Annotated in this window: 13 protein-coding genes; 6 read left to right on the forward strand and 7 right to left on the reverse strand. The window is 55.0% G+C overall.

Annotation, left to right across the window (positions count from 1 at the left end; translation table 11 throughout):
- Positions 1–90 precede the first annotated feature (90 nt).
- Positions 91–1572 (forward strand): MFS transporter, encoded by a 1482-nt coding sequence (locus IBT47_RS19365; RefSeq protein WP_105593541.1) that lies wholly within the window; start codon positions 91–93, stop codon positions 1570–1572.
- An 83-nt stretch (positions 1573–1655) separates the two neighbouring features.
- On the opposite strand, the gene idi is transcribed toward IBT47_RS19365, so the two are convergent.
- The 4 genes from idi to bglX form a co-directional block, all read right to left on the reverse strand.
- The gene (gene idi, locus IBT47_RS19370; RefSeq protein ID WP_105593542.1) at positions 1656–2213 is read right to left on the reverse strand and encodes an isopentenyl-diphosphate Delta-isomerase; all 558 of its coding nucleotides are present in this window, start codon (positions 2211–2213) and stop codon (positions 1656–1658) included.
- A 127-nt stretch (positions 2214–2340) separates the two neighbouring features.
- Positions 2341–3450 carry a suppressor of fused domain protein gene (locus IBT47_RS19375; RefSeq protein WP_200562260.1) on the reverse strand — a complete coding sequence of 370 codons (1110 nt, stop codon included), beginning with the start codon at positions 3448–3450 and terminating at the stop codon, positions 2341–2343.
- Positions 3451–3555: 105 nt separating this feature from the next.
- Positions 3556–4422 (reverse strand): oxygenase MpaB family protein, encoded by an 867-nt coding sequence (locus IBT47_RS19380; RefSeq protein ID WP_200562262.1) that lies wholly within the window; start codon positions 4420–4422, stop codon positions 3556–3558.
- Positions 4423–4466: 44 nt separating this feature from the next.
- Positions 4467–6764 carry a beta-glucosidase BglX gene (gene bglX / locus IBT47_RS19385; protein WP_200562264.1) on the reverse strand — a complete coding sequence of 766 codons (2298 nt, stop codon included), beginning with the start codon at positions 6762–6764 and terminating at the stop codon, positions 4467–4469.
- 187 nt (positions 6765–6951) lie between these two features.
- Between bglX and dld the strand changes: the two genes are divergently transcribed.
- The gene (gene dld, locus IBT47_RS19390; RefSeq protein ID WP_200562266.1) at positions 6952–8673 is read left to right on the forward strand and encodes a D-lactate dehydrogenase; all 1722 of its coding nucleotides are present in this window, start codon (positions 6952–6954) and stop codon (positions 8671–8673) included.
- A gap of 166 nt (positions 8674–8839) precedes the next feature.
- Positions 8840–10291: a UDP-N-acetylmuramoyl-tripeptide--D-alanyl-D-alanine ligase gene (gene murF, locus IBT47_RS19395; protein ID WP_200562268.1), complete on the forward strand. Its 1452-nt coding sequence runs from the start codon at positions 8840–8842 to the stop codon at positions 10289–10291.
- A gap of 45 nt (positions 10292–10336) precedes the next feature.
- Here the strand turns inward: murF and IBT47_RS19400 are convergent, their stop codons facing one another.
- Positions 10337–12769, reverse strand: a complete 2433-nt coding sequence (locus IBT47_RS19400) for a DUF3772 domain-containing protein (protein WP_200562270.1) — start codon at positions 12767–12769, stop codon at positions 10337–10339.
- 194 nt (positions 12770–12963) lie between these two features.
- On the opposite strand from IBT47_RS19400, the gene IBT47_RS19405 reads away from it, so the two are divergent.
- Positions 12964–13509, forward strand: a complete 546-nt coding sequence (locus IBT47_RS19405; RefSeq protein ID WP_200562271.1) for a GNAT family N-acetyltransferase — start codon at positions 12964–12966, stop codon at positions 13507–13509.
- Positions 13510–13533: 24 nt separating this feature from the next.
- On the opposite strand, the gene pbpG is transcribed toward IBT47_RS19405, so the two are convergent.
- Both pbpG and IBT47_RS19415 read right to left on the reverse strand, forming a co-directional pair.
- Entirely contained in the window at positions 13534–14484 is a 951-nt protein-coding gene (gene pbpG / locus IBT47_RS19410; RefSeq protein WP_200545690.1) for a D-alanyl-D-alanine endopeptidase, read from the reverse strand.
- 179 nt (positions 14485–14663) lie between these two features.
- Positions 14664–15251, reverse strand: a complete 588-nt coding sequence (locus IBT47_RS19415; RefSeq protein WP_200545689.1) for a Yip1 family protein — start codon at positions 15249–15251, stop codon at positions 14664–14666.
- 220 nt (positions 15252–15471) lie between these two features.
- Here IBT47_RS19415 and IBT47_RS19420 point away from each other — a divergent pair, with 220 nt between their 5' ends.
- Entirely contained in the window at positions 15472–16041 is a 570-nt protein-coding gene (locus tag IBT47_RS19420) for a DedA family protein (protein ID WP_200562273.1), read from the forward strand.
- 1759 nt (positions 16042–17800) lie between these two features.
- The coding region (locus IBT47_RS19425) for a BapA prefix-like domain-containing protein (protein ID WP_200562275.1) at positions 17801–18495 on the forward strand (695 nt) is incomplete at its 3' end.

Here is an 18495-nt window from a genome sequence, read left to right on the forward strand (position 1 = left end):
TTCGTTTTATCTTATAACCAGCTGGAATTTAACTCCGCCAGCCGGGCTGGTTATGCTCTGGGTTTATTCCAAAAAGACCTATAAAACATCATGACCGATATCATCACCTCTTCAGCGCACGTTGCGCAGGCAGGGAATGCGCCCACCGGCGCAGCAGTCACCATTCGCCGCGCGGCGGATGTCTCTCAACTGGTTAACAACAGCGACAGCTCACGCAGCAATGCCCGCATTGTTATCGGCATCGCGCTCGGCGGCGTATTCCTGGATGCTTACGATCTTGGTGCGCTGGCCTTCGGTATGAAGGATGTGACGCGCGAGTTTGGCCTTTCGCCTTCCGGCGCGGGGATGATTGCCTCAGCTATTACCCTCGGCGCAATCGTTGGCGCACTGATTGGCGGCTACCTGACCGACAAGATTGGCCGCTATCGCGTGTTTATGGCGGATATGTTCTTCTTCGTATTTGCCGCACTGGCCTGCGCGTTTGCCCCCAACGAGTATGTGCTTGCCGGGGCAAGATTTGTTATGGGAATGGGCATCGGTATCGATTTACCGGTGGCGATGGCGTTCCTGGCGGAATTTTCAAAACTAAAAGGGCGCGGTAACAAGGCGGCGAGTATCGCCATGTGGTGCCCGACCTGGTACGCGGCGATCTCGGTTTCTTACCTGCTGGTGCTGTTCTTCTGGTCGGTGCTGCCGGAGAGCCATAGCGACTGGATGTGGCGTATTATTCTCGGATTTGGTGCCATTCCGGCGCTGATTATTATCGCCATTCGCAGCAAATATATGAGCGAATCACCCATCTGGGCCGCGAATCAGGGCGATCTGCACGGTGCCGCCGCTATCCTGCGAAATTCCTACGGCATTAATGCCCACGTGGCGAAGGATGCCGATCTGACGCCAGCACGTCCGGTGCGCCGCGCCAGCTGGGGCAACTACGCTGCGCTGTTTAAAGGCGTTTATCTGAAGCGCACCACGCTGGCGACCGTCACGTCTATCGTTTCCCCGTTTGCCTATAACGCCGTGGCCTTCGGCCTGCCGGTGATTATTTCCAGCTTCCTTGCGCAGTCGATGCTGACCACCATTCTGCTGTCGCTGGCGCTGAACCTGCTGTTTGCCTTTACCGGCGGCATTCTTGCCGTACGGCTGGTGCCTCGCTTTGGCGCATGGAAGATGATGACGCTGGGCTATATCTGCCAGATTACCGCCCTGCTGGGCCTGGCGCTGGTTGGCCGCCCGGAAGACGGGCATCAGGCGGCAATTTCAGTGGCAATGCTGGCACTGTTCCTGCTCGGCCAGGGCTTTGGCCCGGGCGCGCACACCATGACCTACGCATCCCTGAGCTATCCAACCTCGCTGCGCGGCGTGGGCGTGGGCTTTAATCAGATGATGGTGCGCGCCAGCTCGACCGCCTCACTGTTCCTGTTCCCGGTGCTGGCAGCGGCGCTGAGTACCAACGTGTTCTGGGTGATTGCTCTGGCACCGATTGTTGGTCTGCTGGCGTTGCTGGCGATCCGCTGGGAACCGTCAGGTTACGATGTTGATGCAGAAGATTTCGCGCTGAACGGCAAATAAATGCGCTGCGGGGTGCGATTTTTGGCACTCCGCATCCGCGTAACACCCGGACTGACCTTTCTGAGCGAAGAGGTGGCTACCCCTCACGCGTCGACGGAGTGTACCGTATTCGCCTTGTCCATAAAGCGCGTAAACTCATCCGGGATACGGGCAAAGGTATGCAGGAACCAGGGGGTAAAGCGCTCGGGTTCCTGCTGAATTTCGGCCTGAATGTCGGCCAGAGAAGCATAGCGCCACGCATCGGCTTCTTCGGGATTCAGCTGCGGCTGTTGGTCACTGATGGTGAAGTAGACATGGCCGTACTCATGCTCGGTCAGGCCGTTGCTCAGCGGCAGGTTATAGCTCAGCTCAAAAACCGGCTCTAGCGTCAACTGCATGCCCATCTCTTCAAACAACCGGCGCTCCGCGGCGTGGCGGGTAGATTCCTGCGGATACGGATGACCACAGGTGGTATTGCTCCACAGGCCGCCGCAGTGATATTTCCCACTGGCGCGCTGCTGCAACATCAGCTGATGCGCTGAGTTAAAGACATAAACGGTTACCGCGCGGTGTAGTAGTCCCTTTTCGTGCACCTCGAGCTTTTCCATCTTACCGGTGGCGCGATCGTCACGATCGACAAGGATAACTTCAATAGCTGCCATGCAAACTCCTCAGGTCATTTCCCAGCTATTCTGGCATATCCGGGCGGCATTATACTGTACAGAATAGTGCGCACAGCCTAAATTTCAGCACAACCGCCACCGTTTGTCGCTTTTAGCGTAGAAAAGATCACTCGCCGGCTTCAACCACCTGCTGTCGGGCACGGAAAATATGCCCTGCGCCATATTGCAGCAGCCGCGCAACCAGCTGATAGCCGCCGTTTTCTTCCGCCTGAGCAAATTCGCGCTCCAGTTGCGTGACCGGGGCTGCCCACAGCAGATTCACCTTCTCGCCGTCAAAGTTCGGCAGCGGAAACTGCCCGGCTTCGCGACCCAGCGCACCGGAGAGGATAAAGCCTTCAAATCCTACCGGTGCCATAGAGGACGACAGCGTGTGCCCTTCGCCCAGCCAGCTAAGGCGATCCCAGGGCAAATGCGCAAAACCGGCCAGCGCGCTCGCCATCTGCACGGCATTGTCCTCGGTCATCACCTCAGCATCAATTGCCAGCGCCAGCTCGGTTCGGCGGTACTGCGGAGCCAGATCCTCATACAGATGATCCACCCACGGCATCGGACGAATGCTCATGCCGAGGGTGAGAAAATACCAGCTTCCTTCATGATAATGCTGAGAGATCGCCATCGGCGGCCAGCTGCCGCGATCGATGGCGTAATACTTCATCGACTCGCCAAACTGTTCGCTGTAGCACGCCAGCATTTTTTGCTGGAACGGCTCCCAGCGCTGCCCTTCCTGCCAGTCGCGCCAGAACTGCCGGTGCTGCTGCGCGCGGGCATAATGCTGGTTGGTGGAAGCCGAACCGAGCGGCGCGGTCAGTCGGTTAGCTTTGATGCAGCCAGCGGAATAGCTCACCTGCTTTTCCTGATACAGGCTCCAGCCGGGGATCACCGCCAGCAGCTGTCCCTGATACCACAGGGCCGCGCCGTCGTCGCTGGGTTCCCAGATAATCTGCAAACCGGCGGGATCGAGCATCGGCTCGGCCTGCAACGTGCGGCAGAATTCAGCGCTCAGCAGCGGCGCTCTGCCCTGCTCCATGGCGGCCATATCTTCCTGCGCCGGAGCGGGCAGCAGATTACGCAGCCAGCAGCCGCGCACGGCGAACTGGCTGCGAAACGCTTCCGCCGGCCAGATGTAGAAATAGGCTGTGCGTTCATCCTGTTCAACCAATGCAATCAGCGTCTGCTGTTGATTGGTCACTTCAGCAATCTGATAGGGCTCTGTCATAACGCCTCGACGTTGTCTGGAGGAATCCTTCTTCCCGGAGAGTAGAGCAGGATGACGGGTTGCGCTATGTCAGAACAAGGGTATTTGTCTCAAAAGCCATGCGGGTCAGCGCCCCATGCGCGCCATAGCACGCTGATACGCGCCCTGGCGTATCGCCCAGCGCAGCAGTCCGGCGATAAGATAAATCCGCCCGTTGATCGTGCGGTGCCGTAATGGCGAGTAGTGCAAACCAAAGTCTTGCAGCGCCCAGTCGGGCAGCAGAGCAATACCTGCCTGCAGCATGGCCCGCATCGCCGGACGCGCCTGCCAGCTGGGTGCCGGAGCGTTCATCAGCAGCGACAGCACTTCGCGGGTACGCTCGTCGCAGCGCAGCTGTGGCCGCATCCGCTCAAGATAGGCTTCAACTTCCGCCACGCTTTTCGGCACTTGCTCAGCTCCCAGCGCTTCCGCAACCCGCGCCGCTTCAGCGTAGTAGCGATCCTGCTCCGACAGGCTGAGCTGCGGATTTTTATAGCGAAGATGGGCGGCAAGAAAACAGCGGGTCTCGGCAACGTGGACCCAGGTCAGCAGCGCCGGATCGCTGGCGGCATAGGGAACGCCGTAGGCATCCGTGCCGGTAATATGCAGGTGAATGCGCTTTACCCGCTCAATCAGAATATGCGCATCGCGAGAGTTGCCGAAGGTGGTAACGGCGATAAACTGACTGGTTCGCCGCAGTCTGCCCATCATATCCTGACGGAAAGTGGAGTGATCCCAGACGCCCGCCAGCGCCAGCGGATGCAGCATCTGTAGCAGCAGCGCCGAGATGCCGCCGCACAGCATCGATGAAAAATCACCGTGGACCCGCCAGATAACGCTGTCCGGTCCGTAAATACCGGGATCGCCCGGCGGCTGCGTAATATCAAATTCATTCAGCGACAGGCCGTTAAGGCGAAAAACCTGCTGCTGAATTCTGTCTCTTAACCCTGGCATTCTGCTCCTGCCTGAAACGGGGCAGGCAATCCTGCCCCCAATCCTCAACGGTAATCGAACTCGGCGTTTTCCGTACGGGCGGAATCCAGCCCGATCATTACGCTGAATTTACCCGGCTCGGCAACGTGCTGCATTTTCGCATTCCAGAATTTCAGCGCACTAACGTCGATCGGGAAGGTCACGGTCTGCGACTCACCGGCTTTCAGCATAATGCGCTTAAAGCCCTTCAGCTCTTTCACCGGCCGGCTGATGCTGGCTACCTCATCATGCAGATAGAGCTGCACGACCGTCGCACCGTCACGCTTGCCGCTGTTGGTTACCGTCACGCTGGCGTTAATCTTGCCATCGCGCGGCATCGAAGAAGAAGAGAGCTTCACCGGCGACAGACTAAAGGTGGTGTAGCTTAACCCGTAGCCAAACGGATACAGCGGGCCGTTGGCTTCATCATAGTAGTGCGAGGTGTATTTATTCGGCTTCTCAAAGTTATACGGCCGCCCGGTGTTCAGATGATTGTAATAAATCGGCAGCTGTCCCACTGAGCGTGGGAAGGACATCGGCAGCTTGCCGGACGGGTTATAGTCGCCGAACAGCACATCGGCAATGGCGTTACCGCCTTCCGTGCCGCTGTACCAGCTCTCCAACAGTGCATCCGCCTGCTGGCTTTCTTTCACCAGCGCCAGCGCACGGCCGTTCATCAGCACCATTACCAGCGGTTTACCGGTCGCTTTGACCGCATCAATCAGTTTACGCTGGCTCTCCGGCAGCGTCAGATCGCTGCGGCTGGAAGCCTCATGTGCCATCCCGCGCGCTTCACCAATCGCCAGCACCACGACATCGGCTTTCTTCGCGGTTTCCACCGCTTCATCCAGCATCTGCTGCGGTGAACGGCTGTCCACCGTCATCGCAGGTTCGTAAAGATTGAGGAAGTCCTGAATGCCTTTATTATCGGTGACGTTCGCCCCTTTGGCATACAGCAGATTGGCCTTACCGGCAGTGGCATTTTTCATCCCCTGCAGCAGCGTAACCGACTGCTTCGCCACGCCCGCGGCGGACCAGCTGCCCATAATATCGATCTGGCTGTCTGCCAGCGGCCCAATCAGCGCGATATTACCGCTGTTTTTAAGCGGCAGCGTATCCAGGCGGTTTTTCAGCAGTACCATGCTTTTGCGCGCCACATCGCGGGCATCGCTGCGATGCAGGCGGCTTTCGGCATTCGTATCCGCCGGGTCCTGGTCGGCCGGGCCTAAGTGGCTGTACGGATCGTTAAACAGCCCCATATCGTATTTCACATTCAGCACGTGGCGCGTGGCATCATCAATTTCCTGCTCGGTGACCGCACCGCTTTTGACCAGCCCCGGCAGGTATTTGCTGTAGTACTCATCGCTCATGCTCATGTTCACGCCGGATTTGATCGCCACGCGCACCGCATCCTGTGGATCGCTTGCCACGCCATGTTTGATCAGCTCTTTGATCGCCCCGTGATCGCTGATGGTGATGCCTTTAAACTTCCACTCATCGCGCAGCACGTCTTTCAACAGCCAGCTATCGGCGCTGGCCGGTACGCCGTTCAATGAGTTGAGCGCCACCATCACCCCGCCGCTGCCGGCATCCAGCGCCGCTTTATACGGCGGCAGGTAGTCCTGGAACAGCCGCTGCGGACTCATATCCACGGTATTGTAGTCACGGCCGCCTTCAACCGCGCCGTAGGCGGCAAAGTGCTTGACGCTGGTCATCACCGAGTAGCGGTCCGCCGGGCTTTTACCCTGCATGGCGGTGACCAGCACGCGGCCCATTTCCGCTGTCAGATACGTATCTTCACCGAAGCCTTCCGAGCCGCGCCCCCAGCGAGGTTCGCGGGTCACATCCACCATCGGAGCCCAGGTCATATTCAGACCGTCATCGGCGGCTTCATAAGCAGAAATTCGCCCCACCTTCGCCACTGCGTCAGTATCCCAGCTGGAAGCCAACGCCAGTGGGATCGGGAACTGAGTCCGCTGGCCGTGGATCACGTCATAGGCGAAAAACAGCGGGATCTTCAGACGGCTGAGCTGCATCACCTGATCCTGCATCTGGCGGATATCATGCCGGGTTACGGTATTGAAAATCGCCCCCACCTGCCCGTGCTGGATCATGTCGCGGATCGCTTCTTTCGGGTTATCCGGCCCTACGCTTATCAGGCGCAGCTGGCCGATTTTTTCGTCAAGGGTCATCTTTTTCAGTAGATCGGTGACGAACGCATCGCGCGCGGCAGGTGTCAGTTCATGTGGACCAAACAGGTCATCGGCAAGGGCTGGCTGAATCGCCAGAGCGGCAGCAAAGCTGACGGAACAAATCCATTTCATCAGATGATCATCTCTCAAGTGACTAAGGCGTATGAGTTTCATGACGGACAGGTAACAAGTTGATTCAGTTTGTCATACCTTGAGGATAGCAGCTAGTGAGGTATCGACGAATGTCGCGTGATAACAACAGCTTTATTGCATCCGCAGCGGTGCTAAAGTAGGGGGGTGATTCTGACAAGGATATGACATGCACACTTCTCTTCCGGCAGGACAAAAACTGATTTCTGAACTGGGTCGCATCGTCGGCCGCAACCATCTTCTTACCGATCCCGCGCAAACCGAGCGCTACCGTAAAGGCTTTCGCTCCGGCGAAGGCGAGGCGCTGGCGGTGGTCTTCCCGGGTTCGCTGCTTGAACAGTGGCGGATACTGCAGGCCTGCGTGGCGGCAGATGCCATTATTCTGATGCAGGCGGCCAATACCGGCCTGACCGAAGGCTCCACCCCCAACGGCAACGATTATCCCCGCGATATCGTGATTATCAGCACGCTGCGTATGGACAAAATCCGCCTGCTGGACGAGGGAAAACAGGTACTGGCGTTCCCCGGCAGTACGCTGTATCAGCTGGAAAAAGAATTAAAGCCGCTGGGGCGCGAACCCCACTCGGTGATTGGTTCCTCCTGTATTGGCGCGTCGGTGCTGGGGGGGATTTGTAATAACTCCGGCGGTTCGCTGGTGAAACGCGGCCCGGCCTATACCGAAATGGCGCTGTACGCGCAGATTGATGCCGACGGCGTGCTGCGCCTGGTTAACCACCTCGGCATTAACCTCGGCACCACGCCGGAGCAGATCCTCACCCGTCTGGATGATGATACCTGGCAGCAGGGCGACGTCCTGCACGATCAGCGCCACGCCTCGGATCACGAATACGCCGAACGAGTCCGCGACGTGGAAGCCGACACCCCTTCGCGCTTTAATGCCGACGCACGTCGCCTGTTCGAAGCTTCCGGCTGTGCGGGCAAGCTGGCGCTGTTTGCCGTCCGTCTGGATACCTTTGCCAGCGAAACTGCCCAGCAGGTGTTCTATATCGGCACCAATAATACCGACGTGCTGGACCAGCTGCGCCGCCATATGCTGGCCAACTTCAGCAATCTGCCGGTTGCCGGTGAATATATGCACCGCGACATTTTCGATATTGCTGAAGTGTACGGTAAAGACACCTTTGTGATGATCGACAAACTCGGCACAGATAAAATGCCGATGTTCTTTACGATGAAAGGCCGCGTTGATGCCTGGCTGTCGCGCATCAAGTGGTTTAAGCCCCACTTTACCGACCGCGTATTACAGAAGCTGACCGCCCTGCTGCCCTCCCATTTGCCTGCCCGTATGAAGCAGTATCGCGAACGCTATGAGCATCATCTGATGCTGAAAATGTCCGGCGACGGGGTGGCAGAAGCCCGCGCTTACCTGCAGGAATTTTTCCACCAGGCTGAAGGTGCATTCTTCGAATGTGAAGGCAAAGAGGGTGCACACGCGTTTCTGCATCGCTTTGCCGCTGCCGGTGCCGCCGTGCGCTATCACGCCGTGCATCACGATGAGGTGGAAGATATTCTGGCGCTGGATATCGCGCTGCGCCGCAACGACCGTGAGTGGTTTGAACGGCTGCCTGCCGAATTTGACGATGCGCTGACTCACCGTCTCTACTACGGCCACTTCCTTTGCCATGTGTTCCATCAGGACTATATTGTGAAAAAAGGAGTGGATACCCACGCGCTGAAGGAAAAAATGCTGGCACTGCTGGCCGAGCGCGGCGCGGAATATCCGGCAGAGCATAACGTAGGCCATCTTTATAAAGCGAAACCCCAGCTGAAAGCGTTTTATCAGCAGCTCGATCCGACCAATACCTTCAACCCGGGTATCGGTAAAACAACGAGAGAAAAACACTGGGGCAGCTGCGACTGTCAGAAATAACCCGCGTTTCCGGGGCGGAATTATTTCGCCCCGGTGCGCTCGCTCATATTAATGTTATTTACCCTTCCCGATACGCCCCGAAACATTGTTTTTTTCCACTTTTGCGCTAATAGTCAATTGTATCCTGTGATAACTGTAATCATGCCAACTGACTGGCGGAGGAAATATGGGCGTAGTAGCAGAAGAAAACATTACTGCTTCAAATAATAATAGCCTTACCAGCAATAAAAATTACTGGACCGTGCAAGATGTAGAAAAAGCCACGAAGGGCAGCTGGGTTATTCCCCCGGCAGAAGGCTGGACCGCAACCGGCGTCTCTATTTTCGCTCCCGCTTTGCAGCCCGGAAATATGGCAATTATCCGCACCGAAGATGATAAAACCGGCCTGTTGGCCAGCGTGGCTTTACGACTTTCTCCTCCGCCCTCCTGCCTGATCACCACCGAACCGGAAAAAATTCTGTCGGACAGTATCCCATTGCTTAAGGTTGCTGATAATACCGATGCTGTCCTTGCTATGGGCCGCTACGCCCGCGATAAGATGAAGGGCCGGGTGCTGGGCATCACCGGCAGCGCCGGTAAAACCACCTGTGTGGCCATGGTCGCCGATGCGCTTTCCGCCTGGGGGCCAACCTGCAAGAGTAATAATAACGCTAACCTGCCGCGCGGCGTGGCGTGGAATATCGCCTCCATGCCGTGGGACAGCGCCCATATCGTGCTGGAAATGGCCATTGGCAGAATGGCGGTCAGCTCGCGTATGGTACGCCCGGAAGTCGCAATTTTTACTAATATTCAGCCCGCACACCTCGGTGAAAACACCACCGTCCACGATGTTGCCCTGACCAAAAGCGCCATATTTGTCGGCATGGCTCCCGGCGGTGTGGCGATTTTAAACCGCGATATGCTGGAGTGGGAAACGGTCAGCCAGGCGGCCGAAGCGAAGCAGCAGAATATTGTTAACTACGGTACGCATCCCGACTGTCAGTACCGTCTGGTTGAATATGACGCGCAGAAGCAGCAGGTTACCGCGCAGATTGGCGACCGCACCCTGCACTACACGCTGGCGGCGGGCGGAAAGCATATGGCACTGAACAGCCTGGCGACGCTGGCCGCAGTGGAAGCGCTGGGCTATCCGCTGGAACCGGCCATTGAGAAGATCGCGCAATTTGCCGCTCTGGCCGGGCGCGGTGAGGAAAAACAGGTCACCGTTAACGGCCTGCCGCTGACCCTGATCGATGATGCCTATAACGCCAATCCAGGCTCGATGCAGGCAGCCATTGAGCGCCTGAGCGGCCAGAGCTGTAGCGGGCGCCGAATTGCCGTACTGGGTGAAATGGCCGAGCTGGGTCCCGGCTCGGAAAGCTATCATACCGAACTGGCACCGCTGCTGAACGCCAGCCAGATCGACCAGATCTTCCTGGCAGGATCGAGCTATAAACACTGCTGGGAACAGCTGGATGAAGGGAAAAAAGGGGCGTGGGTCGATGCGCCGGACGACCTGAAACCGCTGCTGCTGGAGGCGCTACAGACCAATGATACGGTGCTGTTGAAGGGCTCAAACAGCACCAAAGTTCATCAGTTGGTGAGTTGGATAGACCAGATGCAGGATAAAGCAGGCTAAGCCATCAGGCTGCCGGTGGGGTTGCCACCGGCGGCCATTACGCGTTTACTCCGCGGCATCCTGTAAAACTACCTTCCCATCTTTACGCTCAATAATCATCGTCTGCGGTGCAGACAGCGCCACGCCTTCCTTGCGCAGTCGGGTCAGAATATCGAACAGCAGATCGCTTTTCGCTCCGCTCACCTGGCGCGGGCTGGCAACGTTGCCGGTAACGGCCAGTACAATACCGGTCGAGGTGAGATCTTTAAACGACACCGACGGCTCCGGGGTTTCCAGAATACGTTCATTATCGTTATAGACATCCAGCAGCAGCTGGCGCACCTGCTGCGGATCGATATCCAGCGGGAAGGTCAGCGTAATAGTCGCTACCCCCTGCGCATTACCCATGGTGGCGTTACGCACGTTCTGCGAAATTAGCTGCGAGTTCGGCACAATGACCGTGGACTTATCGCTGAGCTGGATCTCAGTGGCACGCACGTTAATGCGACGGATATCGCCTTCAATACCGCTGATACTGACCAGGTCACCGACTTTTACCGGACGCTCGGTTAACAGGATCAGACCGGAGATAAAGTTCTTCACAATCTCCTGTAAACCGAAACCGATACCAACCGACAGGGCGCTGACGATCCAGGCCAGCTTGTTCCACTGCACGCCCATAATCGACAGTGTCATCAGGATCACCAGCACAAAGCCGATGTTGCTGAACAGGGTGATCAGCGAAACGCGCATCCCCTTATCCATGGTGGTTTTAGGCAGGAATTCGTTTTCCAGCCAGCGTTTCACCGAGCGCAGTACCCAGATACCCACCGCCAGGCACGCCAGCGCGTTCACCACATGCGCCGGAACGATATTCATCGACTCCAGGCCTTTACCGCCCCAGAACTCAATGGCTTTCTGCACCAGTTCTATCGGCGTTGCGCTGCCGAAAGTGCCGTTCAGTAATGCCATCGCCGCCGCCAGCAGCAGCAGCGTTTTACCAATCGCACCCAGCAGGGCCGCAACCTGACCAAGATGGCGCGCGTCGATGTTTAACGAGGCCTGGATGCGCTTGCCCGAGGCATTATTAGTGGAGAACAGGCTCTCGCTGGCATCGGTCACCAGCTGGCTGAAGATGTAGAACAGGCCAAACACAATGCCCATCCAGATCAGCTCATAAGCAAGGAATCGCGCCAGGGTAATGTAACCAATGACCAGCGCAACCATGATGGCAAAACCGATCAGCGTCAGCGCCATCTGAATCAGCCCGACCAGCGTTGACCGCGCTTCCGGCTGATGGCCTTCCTGAATCATTCTGCGACGTACGCGGTTGGTACGAATGCTGATCGATAGCGCGGTTGCCCCAATCAGTAACGCGGTCATACCGTTGGCAAAAATCGTCGTCGCCACGCTGGTATTCGCGCTGCTGTTAAAGTTTTCAACCGTCTGAAAAATAAACACCAGCGCGGCGGTCAGCGGCGGATACGGCTTCAGGGACATCGCCACTTCATTGGAGATTTGCGGCAGGCGCCATGATGGGCGGCGAGTGGAGAGGAAAGCACGCCCCAGGCCGGCGATCAGACCGCAGAAAATACTCAGCCCGACCAGTTTATCGGCGAAGACGCGAACGTCATCCACAACCTCATCATGACGGGTAAACGCCAGATCGAGGAAGTTAAACGCCAGCACCACCGCGCCGAGCGTGGTTAACGCCGTGGCGGCGGCAAGGAAGCTGCGGCGCAGGCGCCCTTCCGGCAAATGGTTGATCCCCACCCAGGCGAGGAACTGTTCCAGGTAGCGGCGGCCCAGCGTTGCCACCAGACCGGCAGCCAGGATCCAGCTTATCGTGCCAAACACCCAGCCCGGTTCAAAAGAGAGCGACGCGGCGGTTTTCAACTCATCAATAAAGTCACCGATCTTTTCACTGTCGTCGCTCTGGTTGTTGGTCAGCGGTGCCCAGAAGCGCGGACCGAAAATACTGCCTGCGTTCAGCGCCAGCTGGGTTTTCAACGCATCGCGGCGTAGATTAACAATCTGGGCAGAAAGATTGATCGAACTGGCTTTGATTGTCTCGGCCTGCTTGATTTGGTCGTCGGTTTTACTTTTCTGGCTTTCCAGCTTGCTGCGTTTGGTCGTGACTTCGCTGGTTTCCTTTACTCCGCTGTCCGCCGCTGGCGCAGGGCCAAGTACCGCCAGCTGCGCCTGCAGCTGCGCGCGCTGCGGAACCAGCCCCTGAATCAGGGCATCGGCATCACCGGACAGCTCCAGCGCAAGGTCATTAAGCGCATTCAGGCGGGTATCGTTGGTTTCGCCGGATACCTGCTGCTTTATTTTGTCGAGCACCTTCTGCATCTTAGGCAGCTCAACGGCAGCATTGACCTTGATCGGCGCATCACCATTTTGCTGAGCGCTGTCGCTGTCTGCCGCCTGCACCCACTGCGGCGACAGCGCCACCAGTGCCAGCAGACACACCCGAAGAAAAGTTAACATGCCTGACATGAACGAAGTTCCTGATAAAAAAGAGAGGGCACCGGTCGGTGCCGGATGAATATCGCGGCATAGTTTATGCCTTTGCCGTGGGCCGCACTATAAGATTTGCGATAGAAAAAAAAAGTCTCAGCCATAAGAAGAATCTATGGTGTTTCATCGTGAGCTGCGTGGCAAATTAGAAAGAAAAAACACAAGGACTCGTCATGGTTAACCCTGCATCTGCCGTCTGCATCCGCGACGCAGAAGAAGCCGATTTCGATATCATCACCCGCATCTATGGCTGGCATGTCCTGCACGGCTGTGGCTCATTCGAAGAAACACCACCGGATGTGCATGAAATGACCGAGCGTTTCCGCAAAGTTCGCTCCTTTGGCCTGCCCTGGCTGGTTGCGCTGATTAATAATGAAGTGGTCGGCTACTGCTACGCCACGCAGTATCGCCCTCGCCCCGCCTACCGTTACACCATTGAAGACTCCATTTATCTGGCACCCGATGCGGGCGGCAAAGGCATTGGCAGCGTGCTGATGGCGGCGCTGATCGCCCGCTGCCAGCAGGGAGAGTGGCGGCAAATGCTGGCGATTGTCGGCAACGGCGCACGCAATGCCGGTTCGCTGAACCTGCATAAAAAAATGGGCTTCGAAACGGTGGGCAATTTCCGCAACGTGGGATTTAAGCACGGTGAATGGCGGGATACGCTGCTGATGCAGCTGGCACTACAGCCGGACGCGCCAGAAGTGCCGGAAAGTTAGCCCCTCCGGCACGCTGTAAGCGGGTTACTCTACCGCGCTGTCGTCGGCAACACCGTTACTGGCGACCTGAGCGGCCTTCTGCTTTTTATAGCTGAGCGCGGCGGCAGGAACCGGGGAGATCTTACCGGTTTCAATCCAGCTGCGCAGGCGGTTGGCATCGGCGAAATGCGTGTACTTCCCGAAGGCATCCAGCACGACCAGCGACACCGGGCGCTTATTGATCACCGTACGCATGACCAGGCAGTGCCCGGCCTGATTGGTGAAACCGGTTTTGGTCAACTGAATATTCCAGTCCGGGCGATACACCAGATGGTTGGTGTTGCGGAACGGCAGCGTGTAATTCGGATGGCTAAAAGTGGCCATATCTTCGCGGGTGGTACTCAACTCGCCCAGCAGCGGGTAGCGCTTACTGGCGATCAGCAGTTTGGTCAGATCGCGGGCGGTTGATACGTTATGAATAGATAGCCCGGTTGGTTCAACGTAGCGGGTATTCGTCATCCCCAGCGAGCGCGCCTTGGCGTTCATCGCCCGAATGAAGGCATCGTAACCGCCCGGATAATGATGCGCCAGGCTTGCCGCCGCGCGGTTTTCCGAGGACATCAGCGCCAGCAGCATCATATTCTTACGGCTGATTTCGCTGTTGAGCCGCACGCGCGAATAGATCCCGCGCATTTCCGGAGTCTGACTGATATCCACGCTGAGGATCTCATCCATCGGCAGATGCGCATCCAGCACCACCATCACCGTCATCAGTTTGGTGATTGAGGCAATCGGGCGCACCAGGTCAGGGTGATTAGCGTAGATAACTTTATTCGTATCCATATCGACAATCATCGCACTGCCGGAGGCAATTTCCGGCTGCGCCGCACGCGTGGTTTCAGATTGTGGAGTACGGGCATTGGCCTGAGTAACGAGTAGCGGGCCGGAAAACAGCAGGGCCAAACTCAAAAGAGATAAACGGATTTTTGCAGGCATCAGTTCAGAACTTAACGGCTAGTGATTCAGGTGTGGTAACCACACGCCGCCACCCGCTGAAACGGAGAATATGCGAGGGCTGGCTCGCGCATAATACGCTGTAAACCGGGTATTTTCCTACCGATTATTCGTTTCCAGGCGTTTCCAGATCGCCACCGGTTTCCCGGTGGCGAAGGCACTTAAAACAGGCGATAACCATAGCCCCACATCAGGACCGTGATCGCCAGCAACACTTCCAGTACCAGGATACCAATCGCCAGCGTAGAACCCGAAATTCGCAGGCTCTCTTCGCGATCAATGTTCAAGAACAGGGGAATGCCGACGTAAAGCAGATAGCCGGTATAGACCAGTGCCAGAGCGCCAACCAGTACGCACAGCCAGACCAGCGGGTAAAGCGCAACCAGCCCGCTAAGGAACAGCGGCGTGGCGATATAGCCGGCGAAAACCATACAGCTGTTCAACTGTGGCCGCTGCGGATAATCACGCGCCATCCACCAGATTACCCGCCCCATCACCGCTACCCCGCCAAGGATCACGGCATAAAACACAATCGCCAGCGCGAAGGCACTGAACAACGACAGCGGAATGGTCTGACCCACGCCGATATCCCAGCCAATTTGAGTGGTACCAATAAAGGCGCAGACCACCGGGATCAACGCCATCAGTAAAACATGATGAGTGTAATGATGAGAGAGCGTTTCGTTCTCCCGTTTGATATCCCGCATCTCACGGTCAGGATGCGCAAGAAGTCCCCATACGTGGTTCATATCTTCACTCCTCACAACGTCTGGCCGCCCGTGGTTTCTGTCTGGAGCGGCAACACTATCAGTATATGCGCCACTGAATTGTTTGCTTTTCACCCGGCAACGCCGATCGGCTAACGCCCTATTTTTACTTCAAAAATAAATGCGCGGATTTTCTGCAGGCTGCGGGATCGATCACAAAACGCTAGACTAATAAGGAGGAAACACTTTAAGGAGATCTATTTTGCCTGCTGATGTGAATGCGCTGATTACGGAATACGGCTATTGGGCACTGTTTATAGGCTGCCTGGCGGAAGGAGAAACCTTCACTCTGCTGGGCGGCGTTGCCGCTCATGAAGGACTTTTGCACTACGGCTGGGTACTGCTGGTTACGGCCTGCGGCGGCATTCTGGGCGATACCGCGCTATTTTTCCTGGGCCGATACTACGGCACCAGCATTCTGAAACGCTTTAAAAAGCATGAGGACAAAATAACCTCAGCGAATCAGCTGATCCGCAAACGACCCGTGCTTTTTGTTATCGGCGTACGTTTTATGTATGGCCTGCGCATTGTCGGGCCGATCATCATCGGTGCCAGCCGCCTGCGTCCTGCCACTTTTCTGATGCTTAACGTGATTGGCGCACTGCTGTGGGCGACGCTGTTTGTCTCACTGGGCTATCTGGGAGGCCAGGTGATTGCGCCATGGCTGCACGCGGTGGACCATCATATTAAACAGCTGTTCTGGCTGGTGCTGGCGATCGCCTTAGTCTGGGGTGCCCGCTTTGCCTTCCGCCGTTATAAACACAGCAAATGATATCCCCGGGATGATTTAACCCGCTCCCCTTACCTACCTTACCCATTAGTGACAGGCAGCCCGTGACATCTGGCTGCCCCACACCTTCTATCTCATTGATAAAACTACTACCGCTCATTGTTAACGTTATCTGATGACCATTTGCAATCTCGTAGAATCAGCCACATAAAAAAGCATAGAAATAATGAAAAAATATTTCTTAACTTTTACAAAGATAGTCTATGCAAACTAATGGGTAATAACTGTAATCCGCCAAATTAGCGTTGATTTTTCAGCAATTTTACAATAAATGGTAATTTATTGTGATGCAGATCACACTTTCAAATAAAAAAAACGATAAGTTTTTTAATGATTTTACGAATAAATCACACTTTTTATGGCCTCGAAGTATAAAAAGAAATCAATAATTACATTTTAAAACAACAGAAACCCTTATCAATAACCTTCAGACCAGGAATTTTCGTAGTCCCGACTTCCTGACCCTGAAACGCATAAATTTTCTTAATCAAAAAAAATCATTTCAATTCATGATGTTATCAAAATGTGACAATACTCCGTCACTGGTAATGCCATTAAGTGAGACTTATCTTAATTTTAGATAGTCAGTTGTTACCATGTGAAACCATTTAATAGAAAAAACCTATCGAAAGTCACTCCGTCGTGTATTCAAACCAATTTCAATTAACTGAATTAACACACTAAGCTCCAATTCAGTTAGAGATCGGTGTTCTCAGGTCGCGGAGATGATTTCAAATTGAGTAACTCGCAGCTAATGATGAAGAGCTTTAACCTATTGATGGTGTTAAAGGACTGCAGTATGAAAGTACATCGTGTTGACTATCGGTTAGTCCCTGGCCTCACTCATGCTATGGCAGGTTCACTACTTACCCGTAAAAGCTCAGCAGATACTCTTATTTCACCCTCCTTCATTGGCTCAGGGATCGATCCTGTCGATCAAAACTGTCCTCTCTCTTCCGCGCAGAGCACCACACTGACGGTTTGCTTACCCTTTCAATCTGTAAAGCGTATTTGCCAGATCGAATGTATTGAATCTGCATCACAGGTTCTGCTTAGCATTCATCATCTCAGGTTCTTCTTACGCATCGGATATTGTTGGTTAGCAGCGTCCAGCACTACGGTTAGTAAATATGTGAAGTCCGGCAATATGTATTTCAGGACACCCGGAAATTATGTGAGCTTCCGCAAACTATTTTCCACTCCCCTAATTTGAATATGGGTTAATGAATACCCGCTGAATAATAAGGGCTGCGTTTCTTGAATGAATCGGGCAATCCAGTTTTGTAGGGGGGAGATCTCCACCCTGCCATCATGAGGTACTCAGCTGATAATGATATGAAATATATCACTATCAGAAAGTCACCTCTGAAAATAATAATCCAGGGTAATCGACTGGATAATAAAACTATTTTTATGCCCCTTATTCGGGGGGGCATCGCCTTGCCCGTTTATCGGATTAATCATTGTTTATTAGTGGTTTTATGGCTAATTAAATGCGTAAAGCACAAGAACAAGAAAAACAATTCGATAGTTAGGTATCAGGCCTGCCCCGCTGAAAATGTATTTCCAGTAAGGTCCGCATAAAACTTCCGCGCCAGAAGCAGTAAGCAGTTGAAATAAGAAGGGAATAAGCTCCAAAGGTGCTTGCTATAACTTCTATTTAGTACGTATCAAATTAGTAAACGATTTGGCAAGGCTCTGGGGCCTGCCAAATGCTCAATCCTCATGGGAGTGCAAGTTTATGAATAACATAGCTGTAACCGTAAAGGACGGCGGAGCAACCTCCAGCGTATCAGCTGAGCAGGTTAATCTGACCGCGCCTAGCGTAGTAAAGCTACAACTGGAGCGCAGCGAAATCGCTGCAACAACACGCTCCGGGAATGATTTGATCGTTACGCTCCATTCTGGCGAAAAAGTCGTACTCCAGAATTTCTTTGTGGCTGATGCACAGGGCCACACCAGTGATTTAGTCCTGGAAGATAGTCATGGTGCTCTGTGGTGGGTGCAAGATCCCGCCACCGGTTTCCATTTTGAATCTATTGCCGATATCGACGGCTTACTGCTGGGCGGTGCGGAATCTAACTATGCGGCCGGGCTGGCATTTGCTGGCGCCGGCCTGCTTGGCTTAGGAGCAATGTTCCTGGGCGAAAGCGACGACGATAAGAACAATAGCGACGACAGCGATTCAGATTCCGACAGTGACTCTGATTCCGACAGCGACTCTGATTCCGACAGTGACTCCGATTCCGACAGTGACTCCGATTCCGACAGTGACTCTGATTCCGACAGTGACTCTGATTCCGACAGTGACTCCGATTCCGACAGTGACTCTGATTCCGACAGCGACTCCGATGCTGACGCGGATGCTGATGCCGATGCCGATGCCGATGCTGATGCTGATGCTGATGCTGATGCTGATGCTGATGCTGATGCTGA

The sequence above is a fragment of the Erwinia sp. S43 genome (assembly GCF_016624745.1).
Taxonomy (GTDB): Bacteria; Pseudomonadota; Gammaproteobacteria; order Enterobacterales; family Enterobacteriaceae; genus Erwinia; species Erwinia coffeiphila.

Excerpts from the sequence above, each read along its gene's own strand:
- IBT47_RS19365 (WP_105593541.1), top strand. The coding sequence starts at position 91 with ATGACCGATATCATCACCTCTTCAGCGCACGTTGCGCAGGCAGGGAAT.
- IBT47_RS19380 (WP_200562262.1), bottom strand. The coding sequence starts at position 4,422 with ATGCCAGGGTTAAGAGACAGAATTCAGCAGCAGGTTTTTCGCCTTAAC.
- IBT47_RS19375 (WP_200562260.1), bottom strand. The coding sequence starts at position 3,450 with ATGACAGAGCCCTATCAGATTGCTGAAGTGACCAATCAACAGCAGACG.
- murF (WP_200562268.1), top strand. The coding sequence starts at position 8,840 with ATGGGCGTAGTAGCAGAAGAAAACATTACTGCTTCAAATAATAATAGC.
- IBT47_RS19400 (WP_200562270.1), bottom strand. The coding sequence starts at position 12,769 with ATGTCAGGCATGTTAACTTTTCTTCGGGTGTGTCTGCTGGCACTGGTG.
- IBT47_RS19415 (WP_200545689.1), bottom strand. The coding sequence starts at position 15,251 with ATGAACCACGTATGGGGACTTCTTGCGCATCCTGACCGTGAGATGCGG.
- bglX (WP_200562264.1), bottom strand. The coding sequence starts at position 6,764 with ATGAAATGGATTTGTTCCGTCAGCTTTGCTGCCGCTCTGGCGATTCAG.
- pbpG (WP_200545690.1), bottom strand. The coding sequence starts at position 14,484 with ATGCCTGCAAAAATCCGTTTATCTCTTTTGAGTTTGGCCCTGCTGTTT.
- IBT47_RS19405 (WP_200562271.1), top strand. The coding sequence starts at position 12,964 with ATGGTTAACCCTGCATCTGCCGTCTGCATCCGCGACGCAGAAGAAGCC.
- idi (WP_105593542.1), bottom strand. The coding sequence starts at position 2,213 with ATGGCAGCTATTGAAGTTATCCTTGTCGATCGTGACGATCGCGCCACC.
- dld (WP_200562266.1), top strand. The coding sequence starts at position 6,952 with ATGCACACTTCTCTTCCGGCAGGACAAAAACTGATTTCTGAACTGGGT.